This window comes from Streptosporangium sp. NPDC023615 (assembly GCF_040640155.1).
In the GTDB taxonomy this organism is placed as follows: domain Bacteria; phylum Actinomycetota; class Actinomycetes; order Streptosporangiales; family Streptosporangiaceae; genus Streptosporangium.
The window spans coordinates 26,728-42,548 of the sequence record NZ_JBFABE010000013.1; the positions used below are offsets into that span (position 1 = coordinate 26,728).

Below are 15,821 nucleotides of genomic sequence, written 5' to 3' on the forward strand. Positions count from 1 at the left end.
TGCCCAGTGACGAGACAACTAGACTGGCGGACCATGACGACACTGCTCCAGCCCGGGCGGATCTCTCCCCTCCGCAAGGTCCCCTCCCACATCCAGCGGCCGGAGTACGTCGGGAAGAAATCCCCGAAGACCGGAGAGCCCGACGTCAAGACCCCCGAGATCATCGAGCGGATGCGGATCGCGGGCAGGCTGGCCGCCCAGGCCCTGGAGGAGGTCGGCAGGCACGTGGCCCCCGGCGTCACCACCGACGAGCTCGACCGGATCGGCCACGAGTTCCTCTGCGACCACGGCGCCTACCCCAGCACGCTCGGCTACCGGGGCTACCCCAAGTCGCTGTGCACCTCGATCAACGAGGTGATCTGCCACGGCATCCCGGACGACACCGTGCTGCGCGACGGTGACATCGTCAACGTCGACATCACCGCCTTCATCGGCGGCGTGCACGGCGACACCGACGCCACCTTCCTGGTCGGGGACGTCGACGAGGAGTCGCGCCTGCTGGTCGAGCGCACCCGGGAGGCCACCGAGCGGGCCATCAAGGCCATCGCGCCGGGCCGCCAGCTCAACGTGGCCGGCCGGGTGATCGAGGCGTACGCCAAGCGCTTCGGCTACGGCGTGGTCCGCGACTTCACCGGGCACGGCATCGGCACCACGTTCCACTCGGGCCTGATCGTCCCGCACTACGACGACCCGTCGCTGGCGGTCACCCTGGAGCCGGGGATGACGTTCACGATCGAGCCCATGCTGACGCTCGGCACCATCGACTACGACGTCTGGCCCGACGGCTGGACCGCCGTCACCAAGGACCGCAGGCGCACCGCCCAGTTCGAGCACACCATCCTGGTGACCGAGACCGGCCGCGAGATCCTGACCCTTCCCTGAGCCGTCACCCGGGACGGGCCCGCGCCCGGCCGGCCCGGACGAGCCGGTGCGTGCGGGCGGCGGACCGCGGCGCTCCCCGCCCCGGCTCCCGGTCTACCCTCGGCGGGGCAGCACCCCGGTGACGGTGGTCCCCTCTCCGGGGCTGCCGTTGACGCCCAGCGACCCGCCGAGCCGGTGGAAGTGGGCGCGCATGGCGGTGACGCCCCGCCCCCGGGCCTCGCCGAAGAAGCCGACGCCGTCGTCACTGACCGTCATGCGCAGACCGCCGTGCCCGTGCGTGACGGCGACGGAGACGACCCGGGCGCGGCTGTGGCGCTCGACGTTGGAGAGCGCCTCCGCCAGCACGGCCAGCACGACCTCACCGAAGGCCGCCGGGACGTCACGGCCGGGCAGCGCCCAGATCTCGACGGCGATCCCGGTGCGCTCGGACCATTCGGTGAGGTGCTCCTCAAGGGCCTGGGCCAGGGTCCGGCTCCTGTCATCCCGTACACGCACTTCCTCGGACACCGCTCAACCTTCCCTGATGCACATGTCAGTCACCGGCCCCCCGACCGGATGTGACTCGGCGTGGCGCGCGATGACGATGCGCTGCGCCCGCTGCGGTGAGCACGAGCCCCCTGTGAGATACCAGGCTACCCGGGAGGGACCTCCGAGAAGGGGGAGGGTAGAAGGGCGTAGCCGTACGGCTACCGACCGCCGTCTCGCCTGTTGAGTTTGGCCAGGTAGTCGTTGTAGTCGTCGAGCCTGCTGTCGCCGCTCCCGCCCGTGCGGGCCGCGGCCGCCTCGGCGCGGCGGTCGGCGTGGCGGGCCCCGCGGTCGTCGGCACGCCACCACTGGAAGGCCAGCGCGAGCAGCACGATCAGCGTCGGGATCTCCCCGAAGCCCCAGGCGATGGCACCGCCGGCCTGCTGGTCGGCCACACCGGAGGGCCCCCAGGTCCGGCCGAGCTGGTCGTACCACTCCGAGGCCAGCACGGTGGTCATGCTCATCAGCGCGATGCCGAAGAACGCGTGGAACGGCATGGTCACGAACAGCAGGATGAGCCGGGCCACGTGCGGCAGCCGGTGGGGGGCCGGGTCGATGCCGATGATCACCCAGAAGAACAGGGAGCCGCTGAGCAGGAAGTGCACCGTCATCGCGATGTGGCCGAGGTGCTCCTCCATGGCGGCGGCGAACAGCGGCGTGAAGTACAGCGCGTAGGTGGAGACGATGAAGATCGTCGTGGCGATCGCCGGATGCGAGACGAACCGGACGAACCTGCTGTGCAGGATCGTGGTCAGCCACTCCCTGGGCCCCCGGTCGCCCCGGCGGGCCGCGGGGGCCAGGGCGCGCAGCGCCAGGGTCACGGGCGCGCCGAGCACCAGGAAGATCGGCACCATCATGGAGAGCGTCATGTGCTCGGCCATGTGCGCGCTGAAGAGCACCTTGGCGTAGCGGGCGACGCCGCTCTGGGTGGCGATCAGCAGGATCAGGACGCCGACGAACCAGGCGGCCGTCCGGCCCTTGGGCCAGGAGTCGCCGCGCCGGTGGAGCCGGACGAGACCGGCGATGTAGAGACCGGCCAGCAGGGCGATGATCGTGCCGGAGAACAGGTCGAACCACCACAGCGACGCCAGGTTGGCGAGCGAGATCTCCGGGGGCATGGTGTAGCCGAGCAGTTCGAAGGCCCTGTCCACCGGCAGGACGGCGGGCGGCGGCGCGGTGCGGGACAGGGCGACGCCCAGCCCGACGGCCGCGAACATGACGACGATCTCACCGGTGGCGAACCGGACGAACGGCCCCGACCCCTGCGTGGCCAGCAGCGGCAGCGTCCGCCTGCGGTGCCACCAGCCGATGACCCCGAGCAGCGCGAACGCGGCGGTCTTGGCGAGCAGCAGCAGCCCGTACGCCGAGGTGAACAGCTCCGAGACGGAGGTGAGCCTGGCCATGACGCTGAACACGCCGGACAGCCCCACCCCGATGAAGCACCAGAGCGCCAGGGTCGAGAAGCGGGTGGCGGCGATCTCCAGGTGCGGCCGCCGGCGCAGCGCGTGCGCGCAGAGCACACCGAGACCGCCCACCCAGAGCGCGAGGACGATCAGGTGCACGGCCACGGCGGTGGTGGCCAGGTCGTGGTTGGGCGAGGAGGAGGAGTGACCGGTCAGCGCGGGCGGGAGCATCGTGGCCAGGGCCAGCACCAGCAGGCCGCCGGCCGCGCCCACGGTGATCGCACCACGCGCGAAGAGCGCGATGGCGACCGAGAACAGCACCACCAGCGTCAGCGCGATGCCCTGGGAGACCTGGCTGGCGAAGCTGGTGAGCTCGTCACCGCCGAGCACCTCGGTCACGGGCAGCCCGAACACGTCCGAGAGGCTGAACACCATGGTGGCCGCGGCGGCCCCGGCCCAGACGAGGGCGGCCCAGGAGGCGGCCCTGACGTAGGCGAGGGCGGGCCCGCCCAGCAGGCCCTTGTCGCTGGGGAGCAGGATCGCGGCCGCCAGGAGCGCGCCGACGGTGAGCACGCCTGCCCCGTCCATCGTCAGCTTCGCCAGCGGCAGCCCCCACCGGGTGAAGGCCCCCTGGTCCGGCAGGCCGGGGATGATCCGGGGGAACGCCGCGCCTCCGGCGATCATGGCGACCACCAGGGCGACGACGGCCGCGCCGGTTCCGGCCAGGACGAGCCGTACGGTCCCGCCCTTCGCCGCCGGGGTCGTCTCGGCCTTCTGCGCGGCCCGCGCGGGGCCGCTCACGGCTGCTTCTTGCCGCGCATGCTGAAGAACAGGCCGATGCCGACGCCGGTCAGGGCGCCGACGACGATCCACACCCAGCCCGGTACGCCTCCCGAGGAGCCGGAGTCCCCGGTCGCGGCGGCCGGGGCGAGCGAGTCCGTGGCAGGGGCGGCCGAGGCGCTCGCGGCCGGGGCGCTCGCGGCGGCGGAGCCGGACCCGGCGTCCGCCGGCGGCGACCCGGAGGAGCCCGGGGACCCAGGGGACTCAGGGGACGCCGAGGACGCCGAGGACTCAGGCGGGGAGGAGGCCGTGCCGAGGAGGGTGAAGGGGATCTCTCCCTCGATCGGGTGACCGTCGGAGGAGACGACGCGGTAGGCGATGACGTACCTGCCGGGGGGCAGGTTCTCCTTGACCTTCTGGGTCACCACGGGGCCGTCGACGGAGGACTTGCCCTCCTGGTGGTTCTCGTCGCCGGAGCGGACGACGACGTTCGGGAAGCGCACCGAGGCGCTGAACGTCAGCTTCACCTCTTTCAGGCTCTCGACCTCCGCGCCCTTGGCCGGGTCGCTGCTCTTGAGCCGGTCATGGGCGAGTACGGGCGAGGCGAGGGCCGTGCCGAGAACGAGGACGGCGAGGAGCGCGAGGAGGGCCGCGACAGGGGAAGTCTTCATGGCAACCACAAGGCTACCGACGCGGTACCGCGGTCTCGACCCCCCACCCGATCCACGGCTGCGTGTCCTTTCCCGTCCGGTCCTGTCCGGTCCTCCCGGGACGGGTGCGCCCCGTCCCGGGAGGACCGGCGAGGCCCGCGGTCCGGCGCCGACCGGTGCCGCCCGGGGAGAACCCGGCGCCGCTCCGAATCCAACGACATCAGGAACATCGCAGGCATCGAAAACATCACAGACATCGGGGACATCGGGGACATCGAGAGCCTCGAAGGTATCGGGTGGCCTACAACCCGACGCTGGCCAGTGCCCGCTTGTAGGCGTCGACGCTCCGGGCGGGCTCGTCGATGCGCTCCAGGACCTGCGCGGCGGTCAGCCACGCGTGTGCGGTGTCCCTGGTGGTGGGCGAGCGCTCCAGGCACTCGGCCCCCGCCCCCAGCTCCCGTGAGGCCTCGTCCTGCCTGCCCAGCTCGGCGAGGGTCTGGCCGTACAGCAGCCGCGCCTCCGCCTGCATGATCTGCGGCAGGCCGTCGAGCATGCCGCAGACGACGCTCATGCGCTCCGCGGCCGGCTCGGGCCGGGCCAGCAGCAGCTCCACCCGGGCGAGGTTCATGGCGCAGCGCATCTTGTCCATCGGGTTGGCGGCGCTCTCGGAGAGCTCGCTCTCCACCTTCAGCAGCACGTCGCGCCAGGCCTCCGCCTCCATCGGCCGGGCGGTCAGCAGCACCTGGGCGTAGTCGCCGCGCAGGCGGGCCAGCCGGCGCGGGTCGCCGTACTCGGACTGGATCGCCAGGGCCCGCTCGACGTGGGCGACCGCCTCCTGGGCCTGCCCGCTCTCGACGGCGACGATCGCGGAGCCCCAGTACGCCAGGGTCAGCGCCTGCGGGGTGCCGAGGACCTCGGCGGCGGCCAGCAGCTCGGTGGAGAACTGACGTGCCCGGAGCAGGTCTCCGCGGCTGATGTAGGCCACGAGGAGCTGGCCCCCCAGCCTCATCAGGTCGTCGTTCCAGGCGGGACGGACCGCGCCGCCGAGGATCTGCTCGGGAACCTGCACCGCCCGCGCCAGGTCGCCCTTCTCGCGGTGGCACCGCGAGAGCGCGACGGCGACCGCGATGTGGCGCTCGGGGTTCATGACCACCAGGTCGTTCTCGCGCAGCCCCTCGAGCAGGGCGATCGCCTGGTCGAGCTCGCCGCACGCCTCGGTCGCCAGGGCCAGGCCGTACTCGGCGTCCTGCCGTAGCTGCGGCAGGCCCGCCAGGCCGCCGTCCGCCAGGAGCTCGGTGTAGCGGGTGCGGGCCTCGACGACCTCGCCGTTCTCCATGGCGAGCTTCGCGTAACCCAGCGCGAGTTCGATCTCCTGCATCTGCTCGGCCGTGACCCCGTTCACCAGATACGTGAGCGAGCAGTCGAGTTTTTCGGCGAGAAGCTCCAACACTGCGGGGGTCGGAGTGCGCTTGCCGCTCTCGATGAGGGACACGTAGCTGTCCGACAGTTCCGGATGGGCGAGCTGCGCCTGGGAAAGACCTCGTTGCCGACGAACGGTCTTGATGCGTTGCCCCACTAAGTCTTGACCGGTCACGTTGCCCCTTGAAAGATAGTGTTGAGAAGCAGAACCCACGACAGGAGTCTCCCCGTGCGCCGACGCCTTACCTTGTCCCTGTCTGCCCTCGCCATGCTATTTGCGGCTGCTTTTGCCGCCTCTGGCAATGTTACGACCGCGAGTGCTGATTCGTCTGCCCCTCAGAACGCCGCCGTTGACTATTCTTTGCCGGTGAACGCCATGGGCGAGCTGGGCTGGAATGGTCCCGACTAAGTCGTGACTCAGTTCGCCGGGTGAAATCGGAAGTGGATCAGAACCGGATCCTCTTCCGCGAAGGGCTTCCAGACCTTGGGCCACCGATCCCGGTGACCTCGGTGTCGTGTCGTCGACTTCCTCCCCCGGGTCCGGCGTGAGCGTCCCTTGAGGCCAGGTCCATCACGGATCTGGCCTTTCGCTTGTCGCGAACACGCCCGCCCGCCATGGCCTCGTCCGTGCCCCTCCCGGGACCCCTTCGGTCCCCCGGGCGCTCCTCTTCCGGTCCGTCCCCAACCCTCCCGGGATCGCGCCGGTCACGCCTGCCGCCCCGGCCCGGGGCGGTCTCGGGTCATGTGCCCGACTCGCAGGCCACACCGTCCCCGTCCCCGTCGACGTACCACTTGTACTCCTCGTGGGAGTCCCGGAAGTAGGGGCCGTACCCGTTGGCGGCCACCTGCTTGCAGTCGGCGTACTTGGGGTCGAGGCCTCCCGCCGACGTGTCGTTCCGGGTAGCGGGGTTCGTCGCGGCGGGACCGTTCGTGGTCGAGCCGTTCGTGGCCGAGCCGTTCGTGGCCGAGGTGGTCGCGGCGGGACCGGTCGCGGCCGGGCCTGTCGCGGCGGGACCGGCAGGGGCCGAGGTGGTCGCGGCGGGGTCGGTCGCGGCGGGGTCGGTCGCGGCGGGGTCGCCGACGGGCGGGGTGAAGACCGACTCGCCCGTCTGGGGGGCGGACGTCGACTGCGGTACGGGGGCGCCGGAGCCGCGCAGCCGGACGACCATCGCGTCCGCCTGCTCCTTGGTGAGGGCTCCGGCGATGCTCAGGCTGTCGTCGGTGATCGCCTGGACCACCCGGGGGGCGGCCACCACCTTCTCCCCCACCACGATCGCGATCTGCTGCCTGACCGGGCTCTCCGCGTTGACCGCCTCCTCGGTCAGGGCGTTGATCTGCTCACGGAAGGCGGGGGCGAAAGCGATCCTCACCGAGTAGACGCCGCTCTTCTCCTGGACGGCCTCGATCTTCCGCACCGCGTTCACGCTGATTCCCGCGGCGACCGTGTAGCAGTTCTGCCCGAGGTCGTCGGGGTAGGTCTCCGGAACCGTGCAGGCACCGGCCTTCACCTCGGTCACCGGCGCGAAGTGGATGGGGGCCGCCAGCTTGCTGGGCGGCGGGGCGCCGAGCGGCATGTCGGGGTTGCGGGTCATGAGCACCGCGATGGTGCCGAGGATGCCGGTGACCAGCACGACCACCACGAGGGCCGCCACCAGGATCGCGGTGGTGGCCCGGCTCGCCCGGGGCACCACCGGCCCGCCTCCGGCCGGTGGCCCGCCGCTTCCGGGCGCCCCCTTCCCGGGAACGCCGGTGTTCCCGGGCGCCCCCAGGGGATCCGCCACACCGGCGATCGCGGGCGCGCCCAGGGGATCCGGCACGCCGACGTTCCCGGGCGCCCCCAGGGGATCCGCCACACCGGCGTTCCCGGGCGCACCGGGACCGGGCATGCCGGTGGCCCCGCCAGGACCGGTACGGGGCACGCCGGGACCGGGCACGCCGGGACCGTGCGCGTCCGGACCCGGTACCCCGGCGGCCCCGGGCGCATCGGCGCCGGGTGCGATCGCCCCGAAGCCGGCCACCCGCGTCGGTTCCTCCCCGGGCTCGTCCGCGCCCCTGCCGTCGCGCTCCTGCCACGCCTCCCCGGCCCCCGGGGCGCCGCGGGTGTGGCGTCCCGGCCGGGCGCCGGGACGCGGCGGCGGCGTGAAGGCGTCATAGGTGTCGGACGTGAAGATCTCGGAGATTCCGGGCCGCTTGAAAACGTCATGGACGTCGGGCACGGGGACGCCGGGGGTGCCGGGCCGCCGGAAAGCGTCGTAGGCGCCGGGTGAGGACTTTCGCCGCGCCCCGGACGGGTCGTCGGAACCGGCTGGAGGCTCCTGCGGTCCGGGCGGCACCCCACCCCGCCCCGCGTGCATCCCCATCGTCACGTCCCCGCGTTCCTCGCAGCCGTTCGCGTCCGTCCGCGGCGAGCCTACCGATCTGCGCGACCAGCCGGTAACCCCGTACGTCAGGACATGTGCCGAAGAAGGATCATGTCCGTGGCCGGGAGGCGCCCCGGACCCGGCGTGGGGCCGCGGCCCGGCGAGCGGCGCAGGCTCCTCGGCACCTCCCGGCCTCGCCTCCGCCCGTGGCGCGCGTGGCCGCCCTCTTTCGGGGAACGCACACAGGGAGAGCACGGTCACGGTGCCGAAGAGCACGGTGCCGCAGAGGACACGCGCCCACCCTGGAGGAGCCGTGAGGATCTCAGTTCCCCGCGAGGTCAAGAACCACGAGTACCGCGTGGCCCTGACCCCCGCCGGAGCGCACGAGCTCGTCCGGCACGGCCACCGGGTCTTCGTGGAGAAGGACGCCGGGCTCGGGTCGTCCCTCCCCGACGACGACTTCCGGAACGTGGGCGCGACCATCCTGGACTCCGCCGACGACGTGTGGGCCGAGGGAGACCTGGTCCTGAAGGTCAAGGAGCCCGTCCCCGAGGAGTACCACCGGATGCGCAAGGGGCAGGTGCTCTTCACCTACCTGCACCTGGCCGCGTCGCGGGCGTGCACCGTGGCGATGCTGGAGTCCGGCGTCACCGGAGTCGCGTACGAGACCGTGCAGAGCCCCGTGGGCTTCCTGCCCCTGCTGGCCCCGATGTCGGAGGTGGCCGGGCGGCTCGCCCCGCAGGTGGGGGCGTACCACCTGATGCGCCAGGGCGGCGGGCGGGGCGTGCTGATGGGCGGGGTCTCGGGGGTGCGCGCGGCCTCCGTGGTCGTGATCGGCGCCGGGGTCTCCGGCATGAACGCCGCGGTCATCGCCCTGGGCATGCAGGCGGAGGTGCTGCTGCTGGACCGCGACATCGACCGGCTGCGCCAGGCGGACGTGATCTACAAGGGCCACTGCAAGACCGTGGCCTCCAACGCGTACGAGATCGAGCGGGCGGTGCTGGAGGCCGACCTGGTGATCGGCGCGGTGCTGGTGCCGGGCGCGAAGGCGCCCAAGCTGGTGAGCAACGAGCTGGTCTCGCGGATGAAGCCGGGCTCGGTGCTGGTGGACATCTCCATCGACCAGGGCGGCTGCTTCGAGGACTCCCACCCCACCACCCATGACGACCCGACCTACCGGGTGCACGGCTCGGTGTTCTACTGCGTGGCCAACATGCCGGGCGCCGTACCGCACACCTCGACCTACGCGCTGACCAACGTGACCGTCCCCTACGCGCTGGCGATCGCGAACCGGGGCTGGCGGGAGGCGCTGCGGGCCGATCCCGCGCTGGCGGCGGGCCTGAACACCTACGAGGGACACCTGACCAGCCGTCCCGTGGCCGAGGCCCACGGCCTGGAGGCGGTGCCGGTGGAGGACGTCCTGCGCGGCTGACGCCGGTCTCCCCGGGGGCCGATGCCGCGAGAGCGGGCCTTGCGGGGGCACCCGTCCGGGGCCGATCCCGGCGAGGGGGCTCGTCACCGGCGGCGGGTCATCGCGGGGTGGCCTCCAGGCCCTCCTCGACGGCCTCGACGACCTCGACGGCCTCGACGACGATCCGGAGGCGGTTGCCCTTGGTCGCCCACCAGCCGCCCGCCGACGCTGGAGGAGCTCTTCATGCGCCCCTGCCGAAGCGAGCCGGCCCACCGGCCCCCTCCGGCTCCCCGGCCCGGAGGGGGCCGGGGGCGGCGGGGTGCCCGGTCGTCAGGGAGCCGGGCTGGCGCTGGGCGCGGGGGTCGCCTCGGGGGTGGCCGCCGGGCTCTGGCCGGGCGTGGCGGTCGGGGCGGACGACGGGGCGGCGTCCGGGATGGGCGCCTGGGCGGTGGTGGTGCCCACGGCCCCGCTGCAGGACGCGCCGAGCTCGGGGGTGTCCGGCCCGTTCTTGTACTTGCTGATGAACTTGGGCAGGCGCGGGTCCTCGGCGCTGTTCAGCGTGAGCTGCTTGTTCCAGGAGCTGGCCACCACCTTGGCGGGCAGGCCCGGGTAGGGGCTGAGCAGCATGTAGTCCTTGGAGGCCAGCTCCTTGAGCCTGTCCAGCTCGGCCTTGGGCAGGTCGGGCCGGTAGGTGATCCACACCGCGCCGTGCTCCATGGAGTGGACGGCGTTCTCGTTGTTGATCGGCTGGTCGTAGATCCCGCAGTTCTGCCAGGCCGAGCTGTGCTCCCCGCCCATCGGCGGCGTCTCCTTGTACGAGACCTTGGTCTCGACGTGGACACTGCCCGGGTACTTGGCGGTCGTGACCGCGTCCAGCGACGTCTGCGAACGCTCGCTGATCAGATAGAAGGCGACGAGCCCGACGAGCAGAACGATGACGAGGCCGCCTCCGCCCCACATCAGGAGCGCGGTCCTGCGTTCCTTGCGCTTCTGCTCCTCACGCATCCTGGTGAGGTGCTCTCGCCTCGCCTGCGCCTTTTCCTTGGTCATCGACCCTCCAGCCGGCAAACAACTTCGGGTCACCTTATGCCCTACTGGCGTATGTGGAGAATAAGCAGTCGACAACGCCTGATACAGCGACGATTCCTGACAGTGGGTACTCTGGGGGGATAATGGAGACCGGGGTTGGAGACGGCGCACGGCCCGGACGCGGGGTCGCGCTCGGCGTGCTGCTCGGCTGCCTGCTGGCGGCGGTCGTGTCACTGCTGGTCGTGGGGAGGACCGCCACCCCGACCGACGCCTCGCCGGAGGCGGGGTTCGCCCGCGACATGTCCGTCCACCACGCCCAGGCCGTCGAGATGTCCTTCATCGCCAGGGACGGGAGCGAGGACGAGGCGCTGCGGCGGCTGGCCTACGACATCATCGTCACCCAGACGGCACAACGCGGGATCTTCACCGGCTGGCTGCAGCAGTGGGGGCTCACCCAGTCGGGTGAGCGGCCCGCCATGGCGTGGATGGCCGGTCACGGCGGTCACGGCGCTCGGAGCGGTCAGGCCGTAACATCGGCCGCCTCGGCCACGATGCCCGGTATGGCCTCGCAGGACGAGCTCACAAGGCTCGGGCGGGCCACCGGCAGGGAGCAGGAGATCCTTTTCCTGCAACTCATGATCCGTCATCACGAGGGCGGCGTGCAGATGGGCCAGGGCCTGCTGAAACTGTCCGACCGCGACGAGGTGGCCACGATGGCACGGCACATCGTCAACGGTCAGACAGGTGAGATCAAGTTGATGACCGACATGTTGCGGCAGCGCGGCGCCCAGCGGCTGCCTTCCATCCTTTAGTGGCGTCGGCGCGTCCCTGTGCGGCCGGTTTCCGGCCAGGGCAGCATGGAGCCAACCTGGCCGGAGGAATGAGAATGGTGAACGACGAACCGGAGAACCGGCTGGAGGTGAGCATCTCCGCCGAGGTGGAAATGGGGCAGTATGCGAATTTTGCCTCTGTGTGGCACACCCAGGATGGCTTCGTCCTGGACTTCGCGGTGATCACCAGGCCGCCCCAGCTCGACAACGACCCCTCCTCCGGGGAGCACTTCGTGAGCGTGCCGACCCGGATCGTCAGCCGGATCCGCATCCCTCCCAGCCAGGTGTTCGAGCTGATGAAGGCGCTCGAGCAGCAGCTCACCGCCTACGAGCACGAGACCGGCCACAAGAACTGACCGCGGGCGCCCCGCCCGCGCGCCCTCACGCTCCCGGGTCCGCCCGTACCCGCCCGCGCCCGGACCCGGGGCGGTCCGCCCCGGGTCCGGGCGCGTTCACGCGGGCGCCCGTTCACGCCGAGGCGCGCGACTCCTCCGCCACGGCGGCGGCGAACGCGTCCACGTCGGCCTCGGTGGTGTCGAACGCGGTCATCCAGCGCACCTCGCCGGTGGCCTCGTTCCAGGTGTAGAAGCGGAAGCGCTTCTGCAGGCGCTCGGTCACGTCCCGGGGCAGGACCGCGAAGACCGCGTTGGCCTGCACCGGGCGCGGGATCCGCACGCCGGGCACGTCCCGCACCGCCTCGGCCAGCCGGTTGGCCATGGCGTTGGCGTTGCGGGCGTTGCGCAGCCACAGGTCGCCCGCGAGCAGCGCCTCGAACTGCACCGAGACGAACCGCATCTTCGACGCGAGCTGCATGGCGGTCTTGCGCAGGTAGCGCAGGCCCCGGACGGCGCCGGGGTCGAGCACCACGACGGCCTCGCCGAACATCAGGCCCGCCTTGGTGCCGCCGAAGGAGAGCACGTCCACCCCCGCGTCGGTGGTGAACGCGCGCAGCGGCACGTCGAGCGCGGCCGCGGCGTTGGTGGCGCGGGCGCCGTCGAGGTGGACGACCATGCCCAGGCCGTGGGCGTGGTCGCAGATCGCCCTGATCTCCTCGGGCGTGTAGAGCGTGCCCAGCTCGGTGGTCTGGCTGATCGAGACGACCTTGGGCTGGGCCCGGTGCTCGTCGCCGAAGCCCCAGGCCTGCCTGTCGATCAGCTCGGGGGTGAGCTTGCCGTCCGGGGTGGCGACCGGCAGCAGCTTGAGCCCGGCCGACCGCTCGGGGGCGCCGCCCTCGTCGGTGTGGATGTGCGCCGACTCCGCGCAGACCACCGCCTCCCAGTGGGCGGTCATCGAGCGGAGCGCGACCACGTTGGCGCCGGTGCCGTTGAACATCGGCCAGACCTCGGCGGCCGGCCCGAAGTGCCGCCGGAAGACGTCCTGCAGCGCGGCGGTGTAGACGTCGTCGCCGTAGGAGGTCTGGTGCCCCCCGTTGGCGAGCGCGATCGCCTGGAGGACCTCCGGGTGCACCCCGGCGTAGTTGTCGCTGGCGAAGCCCTTCGCCAGCGGGTCGTGCCTGCGGACGGCGTCCGTCATGGGCTCTCCTCCCCCCGGCCGGCGCCGCGCCCGGCCGTCAGATCGATCCGGGTGCCGTTGGCGTCGCTCTCCCACAGCCGCTCGACCGCCTCGGCGAGGTCGCCGACGTCGGTGAAGCCGGGAAAGGCCCGCTCCGGGCTCGCCTCGCGCATGCCCTCGTGCACGAGCGCCTTGACGACCAGGATGTTCGCGGTGGCGCCGGTGCCCTCCAGGGCGTCGGCGAAGGCCAGGGTCCACGCCTCCGAGGCGGCCTTGGCCGTGCCGTACGCGGCGTTGCCCTGGGTGGGCCGCTCGGCGGCCTTGGCCGAGACGATGGCGAACCGGCCGCGCTCGGCGGCCTTGAGCAAGGGCTCGAAGGCGAGCGTGACGTGCTGGAGCGTGCGGATGAGCAGGTCATGCAGGAGCGCCCAGTCCTCCAGCGAGGTCTCGGCGAAGGTCTTCGACCCGCGCCAGCCGCCGACCAGGTGCACGATCCCGTCCACGTGGCCGTGCTCGGCCGCCACGTCCCGCGCGAGCCTCCCGACGGCGTCGGCGTCGAGCAGATCCACCGCGAGCAGGCCGTCGGCGCCGCTCCTGTCGACGCCGATCACCGTGTGACCCTGCCCGGTGAACCTGCGCGTGACGGCCCGGCCCGCGGGACCGCCCGCGCCGGTGACAAGGATGATCATGCTCGGATGCCCTTCGTGGAGTCGACGACATCGCCGAGCTTACGGCGCAGGGCCTCGTAGAACATGCTCAGGGGGAACTCGTCGGGCAGTACCGCGTCCACCGCGGTCTTCGGGAATCCCTCGGCGGGCAGGGCGGCCGCGCCGCGGGCCCAGACCGAGGCCGGGTGCGGCTCGACGTAGGCGGCGACGAGCTGGTGGGCGGCCAGCCAGTGGGCGAGCTTGGAGCGGTCGATGCCGTCCCGGTAGAGCTTCTCGACCTCGGCCCGCAGGTCGGCGACGCCCCCGGCGAGCCGGTCCCAGTCGACGCCGAGACGGTTGTCGGTCCAGCGCACCACGTCGTTGCGATGCAGGTACGCGAAGAGCAGCTGCCCGCCCAGGCCGTCGTAGTTGCGGACCCGGCCGCCGGTGATCGGGAAGCGGAACAGCCGGTCGAACAGGATCGCGAGCTGCACGTAGCGGGCGTGCGGCACGTTCTCGCGCTCCAGCATCACGGCCTCGCCGAACGCGGTCAGGTCGCAGCGCAGCTCCTCCAGGGAGTACAGCCAGTACGGCATGCGCTGCTTGATCATGAACGGGTCGAACGGCAGGTCTCCGTGGCTGTGCGTGCGGTCGTGGATCAGGTCCCAGAGCACGAAGGTGTCCTGGGCCAGCTCCTGGGAGGCGATCAGGCGGGCCGCGTCCGGCGGCAGGTCCAGCTTGAGGGTGGCCGCGGCGGCGGCGCTCACCGCGCGGAAGCGGGCGGCCTCGCGGTCGGCGAAGATCCCGCCCCAGGTGAAACGGGGCGGGGTCTCGCGGACGGCGACGGTCTCGGGGAAGAGCACCGCCGAGTTCGTGTCGTAGCCGGAGGTGAAGTCCTCGAAGGCGATCGGCACGAACATCGGGTTGTCGTAGCGGGTCCGCTCCAGCTCGGCCAGCCAGTCCGGCCAGATCGTGCGGATCCACACCGCCTCCAGGTGCCGGAAGACGGTGCCGTTCTGCGTGTACATCGGGAACACCACCAGGTGCTCCAGGCCGTCGGTCCGCTGGGTGTCGGGATGGAACGCCTCCAGCGCGTCGAGGAAGTCGGGCACCCCGAGCCCCTGGCCGGCCCACTTGTTCAGGTCGGCGACGACGGCGGCCAGGTAGGCGGCGTCGTGCGGGAAGCGCGGCGCGAGCCGCTCGACGTGCCCGGCGATCTCGGCGACCAGCCCGGCGGCCCGCTCCCGGTCGCGTTCGACCGAGCCGTCCTTGGCCTGCAGCGGCCGGAGCGCCTCCACCGCCTGCTTCAGCGCCCGGAACTCGGCCCGGCCCGCCGGCTCCGCCGCCTCGTCCGCCCTCCGGCTCGCGTTCGAGGGCAGGCGGGCGGCCCAGGTGACCAGGTTGCCCCAGAGGGCGGCGTGGTCGTACTCGGCGATCGAGTCGTCGCCGAACAGGTCGGAGTCGGCCAGGACCACGACCCGGCCCTCGCCGTGCCGCAGGGCCACCGCCAGCGGGCGGTCCGCCGGGGTCGCGGTGGGAGAGCCGCGGAACAGCACGGTCGCGTCCTCGGGGGCGGTGAGCGCCCCGGCGCGGTAGAAGCAGGCGCGCCGCGCCCCGGCGAGCAGGTCCTGCCCGGCCGCGGTCCCCGGCCCGGGGACGCCCAGGACCCAGGAGGCCACGCCGTTGTGGGCGTTGGCGGGGTCCTGGACGAGGGTGCTCTCGACGCCCACCCCGAAGCGGGCGAGCAGCTCGGTGAGGTTGCTGCCGTACTTCTCCTGCTCGTACTCGGCCGTCACGACCAGGCCGCCGCCCGCGCGCACGTACTCCTCGACGGCGTCCAGCTCTCCGGCCGCCAGGACGGGGTCGCCGCCGGTGGTGCGCTCCCAGGGCTCGGCGGCGGGGTGGGCGATCACGAGCACGTCCTGCCCGGCCAGCAGGTCCGGGGTCAGGGGGCCGCCGGTGTGCGCGGCCACGGTGTGTCCCAGCCCGCGCAGCAGGCCGGCGGCGCGGACGTAGCCGCTGTCGTCGGGGTTGCCGGGATTCATCGCCTCGGCCACGTCCCGCCGGATGGTCCACGACTCGCCGTGTGCCTCGTCGAACAGTACCCGCGGTAGCGCCGTCACGATAAATCCTCCTTCTCATTGAGCGTAATGCCGGAAAATATACACACTACCGTCCTGTTTCAATAGTTCTGTGCTGGCTGAAGGGGCGGAGGGGTACGCCCGCGGACAGGGTCCGCAGCAGGGACCGCCTTCCCGGTGCGGAGTCACTCCGGGCGCGTTCGTCCGCGCCCGTATCGCTCGAAGTCGTGCCGTGACCGCGCCGGGAGGTGGGTTCGGCCGAGGCCCGGTCGCGGCGCGACATCGTCGCCTG

Annotated in this window: 13 protein-coding genes; 4 read left to right on the forward strand and 9 right to left on the reverse strand. The window is 72.1% G+C overall.

Annotated features, from left to right (window positions below; translation table 11 throughout):
- Positions 1–33 precede the first annotated feature (33 nt).
- Positions 34–882 carry a type I methionyl aminopeptidase gene (map, locus tag AB0G16_RS12925; RefSeq protein ID WP_362803248.1) on the forward strand — a complete coding sequence of 283 codons (849 nt, stop codon included), beginning with the start codon at positions 34–36 and terminating at the stop codon, positions 880–882.
- Between the two features lie 93 nt (positions 883–975).
- Here the strand turns inward: map and AB0G16_RS12930 are convergent, their stop codons facing one another.
- The 5 genes from AB0G16_RS12930 to AB0G16_RS12950 all read right to left on the reverse strand — a co-directional run bounded on the left by AB0G16_RS12930 (position 976) and on the right by AB0G16_RS12950 (position 7,875).
- A complete protein-coding gene (locus AB0G16_RS12930; protein WP_362803251.1) occupies positions 976–1,389 on the reverse strand; it encodes an ATP-binding protein in 414 nt (137 codons plus the stop codon).
- Between the two features lie 179 nt (positions 1,390–1,568).
- Positions 1,569–3,611 (reverse strand): cytochrome c oxidase assembly protein, encoded by a 2,043-nt coding sequence (locus tag AB0G16_RS12935; protein ID WP_362803254.1) that lies wholly within the window; start codon positions 3,609–3,611, stop codon positions 1,569–1,571.
- Complete coding sequence (locus tag AB0G16_RS12940) at positions 3,608–4,261, reverse strand: copper resistance CopC family protein (protein WP_362803256.1); 654 nt, start codon at positions 4,259–4,261, stop codon at positions 3,608–3,610. The genes AB0G16_RS12935 and AB0G16_RS12940 overlap by 4 nt, the downstream gene beginning before the upstream one ends.
- Positions 4,262–4,541: 280 nt before the next feature.
- A complete protein-coding gene (locus tag AB0G16_RS12945; protein ID WP_362803259.1) occupies positions 4,542–5,873 on the reverse strand; it encodes a helix-turn-helix transcriptional regulator in 1,332 nt (443 codons plus the stop codon).
- A gap of 526 nt (positions 5,874–6,399) precedes the next feature.
- On the reverse strand, positions 6,400–7,875 hold the full coding sequence (locus AB0G16_RS12950; RefSeq protein ID WP_362803262.1) for an excalibur calcium-binding domain-containing protein: 1,476 nt from the start codon (positions 7,873–7,875) through the stop codon (positions 6,400–6,402).
- A 457-nt stretch (positions 7,876–8,332) separates the two neighbouring features.
- Between AB0G16_RS12950 and ald the strand changes: the two genes are divergently transcribed.
- Positions 8,333–9,451 carry an alanine dehydrogenase gene (gene ald / locus AB0G16_RS12955; protein ID WP_362803265.1) on the forward strand — a complete coding sequence of 373 codons (1,119 nt, stop codon included), beginning with the start codon at positions 8,333–8,335 and terminating at the stop codon, positions 9,449–9,451.
- A gap of 309 nt (positions 9,452–9,760) precedes the next feature.
- Here the strand turns inward: ald and AB0G16_RS12960 are convergent, their stop codons facing one another.
- Positions 9,761–10,480 (reverse strand): DUF3105 domain-containing protein, encoded by a 720-nt coding sequence (locus AB0G16_RS12960; protein ID WP_362803268.1) that lies wholly within the window; start codon positions 10,478–10,480, stop codon positions 9,761–9,763.
- 122 nt (positions 10,481–10,602) lie between these two features.
- Here AB0G16_RS12960 and AB0G16_RS12965 point away from each other — a divergent pair, with 122 nt between their 5' ends.
- Together AB0G16_RS12965 and AB0G16_RS12970 are read left to right on the forward strand one after the other, a co-directional pair.
- Entirely contained in the window at positions 10,603–11,271 is a 669-nt protein-coding gene (locus AB0G16_RS12965; protein ID WP_362803271.1) for a DUF305 domain-containing protein, read from the forward strand.
- Positions 11,272–11,345: 74 nt separating this feature from the next.
- The gene (locus AB0G16_RS12970; RefSeq protein WP_362803274.1) at positions 11,346–11,645 is read left to right on the forward strand and encodes a DUF3467 domain-containing protein; all 300 of its coding nucleotides are present in this window, start codon (positions 11,346–11,348) and stop codon (positions 11,643–11,645) included.
- 112 nt (positions 11,646–11,757) lie between these two features.
- Here AB0G16_RS12970 and AB0G16_RS12975 read toward each other — a convergent pair whose 3' ends face one another.
- Genes AB0G16_RS12975 through AB0G16_RS12985 form a run of 3 tightly spaced genes read right to left on the reverse strand, consistent with a single transcriptional unit; the run spans position 11,758 to position 15,571 of the window.
- A complete protein-coding gene (locus AB0G16_RS12975) occupies positions 11,758–12,822 on the reverse strand; it encodes a beta-eliminating lyase-related protein (protein WP_362803277.1) in 1,065 nt (354 codons plus the stop codon).
- Complete coding sequence (locus AB0G16_RS12980) at positions 12,819–13,490, reverse strand: SDR family oxidoreductase (protein ID WP_362803279.1); 672 nt, start codon at positions 13,488–13,490, stop codon at positions 12,819–12,821. The genes AB0G16_RS12975 and AB0G16_RS12980 overlap by 4 nt, the downstream gene beginning before the upstream one ends.
- Positions 13,487–15,571 (reverse strand): DUF6421 family protein, encoded by a 2,085-nt coding sequence (locus tag AB0G16_RS12985; RefSeq protein WP_362803281.1) that lies wholly within the window; start codon positions 15,569–15,571, stop codon positions 13,487–13,489. Before AB0G16_RS12985 ends, AB0G16_RS12980 begins: the two co-directional genes overlap by 4 nt.
- Positions 15,572–15,821: the final 250 nt, after the last annotated feature.

What these genes read in the sequence shown, in the direction of transcription:
- map (WP_362803248.1), top strand. Translation starts at nt 34, where the DNA reads ATGACGACACTGCTCCAGCCCGGGCGGATCTCTCCCCTCCGCAAGGTC.
- AB0G16_RS12940 (WP_362803256.1), bottom strand. Translation starts at nt 4,261, where the DNA reads ATGAAGACTTCCCCTGTCGCGGCCCTCCTCGCGCTCCTCGCCGTCCTC.
- AB0G16_RS12960 (WP_362803268.1), bottom strand. Translation starts at nt 10,480, where the DNA reads ATGACCAAGGAAAAGGCGCAGGCGAGGCGAGAGCACCTCACCAGGATG.
- AB0G16_RS12965 (WP_362803271.1), top strand. Translation starts at nt 10,603, where the DNA reads ATGGAGACCGGGGTTGGAGACGGCGCACGGCCCGGACGCGGGGTCGCG.
- AB0G16_RS12970 (WP_362803274.1), top strand. Translation starts at nt 11,346, where the DNA reads ATGGTGAACGACGAACCGGAGAACCGGCTGGAGGTGAGCATCTCCGCC.
- AB0G16_RS12975 (WP_362803277.1), bottom strand. Translation starts at nt 12,822, where the DNA reads ATGACGGACGCCGTCCGCAGGCACGACCCGCTGGCGAAGGGCTTCGCC.
- AB0G16_RS12980 (WP_362803279.1), bottom strand. Translation starts at nt 13,490, where the DNA reads ATGATCATCCTTGTCACCGGCGCGGGCGGTCCCGCGGGCCGGGCCGTC.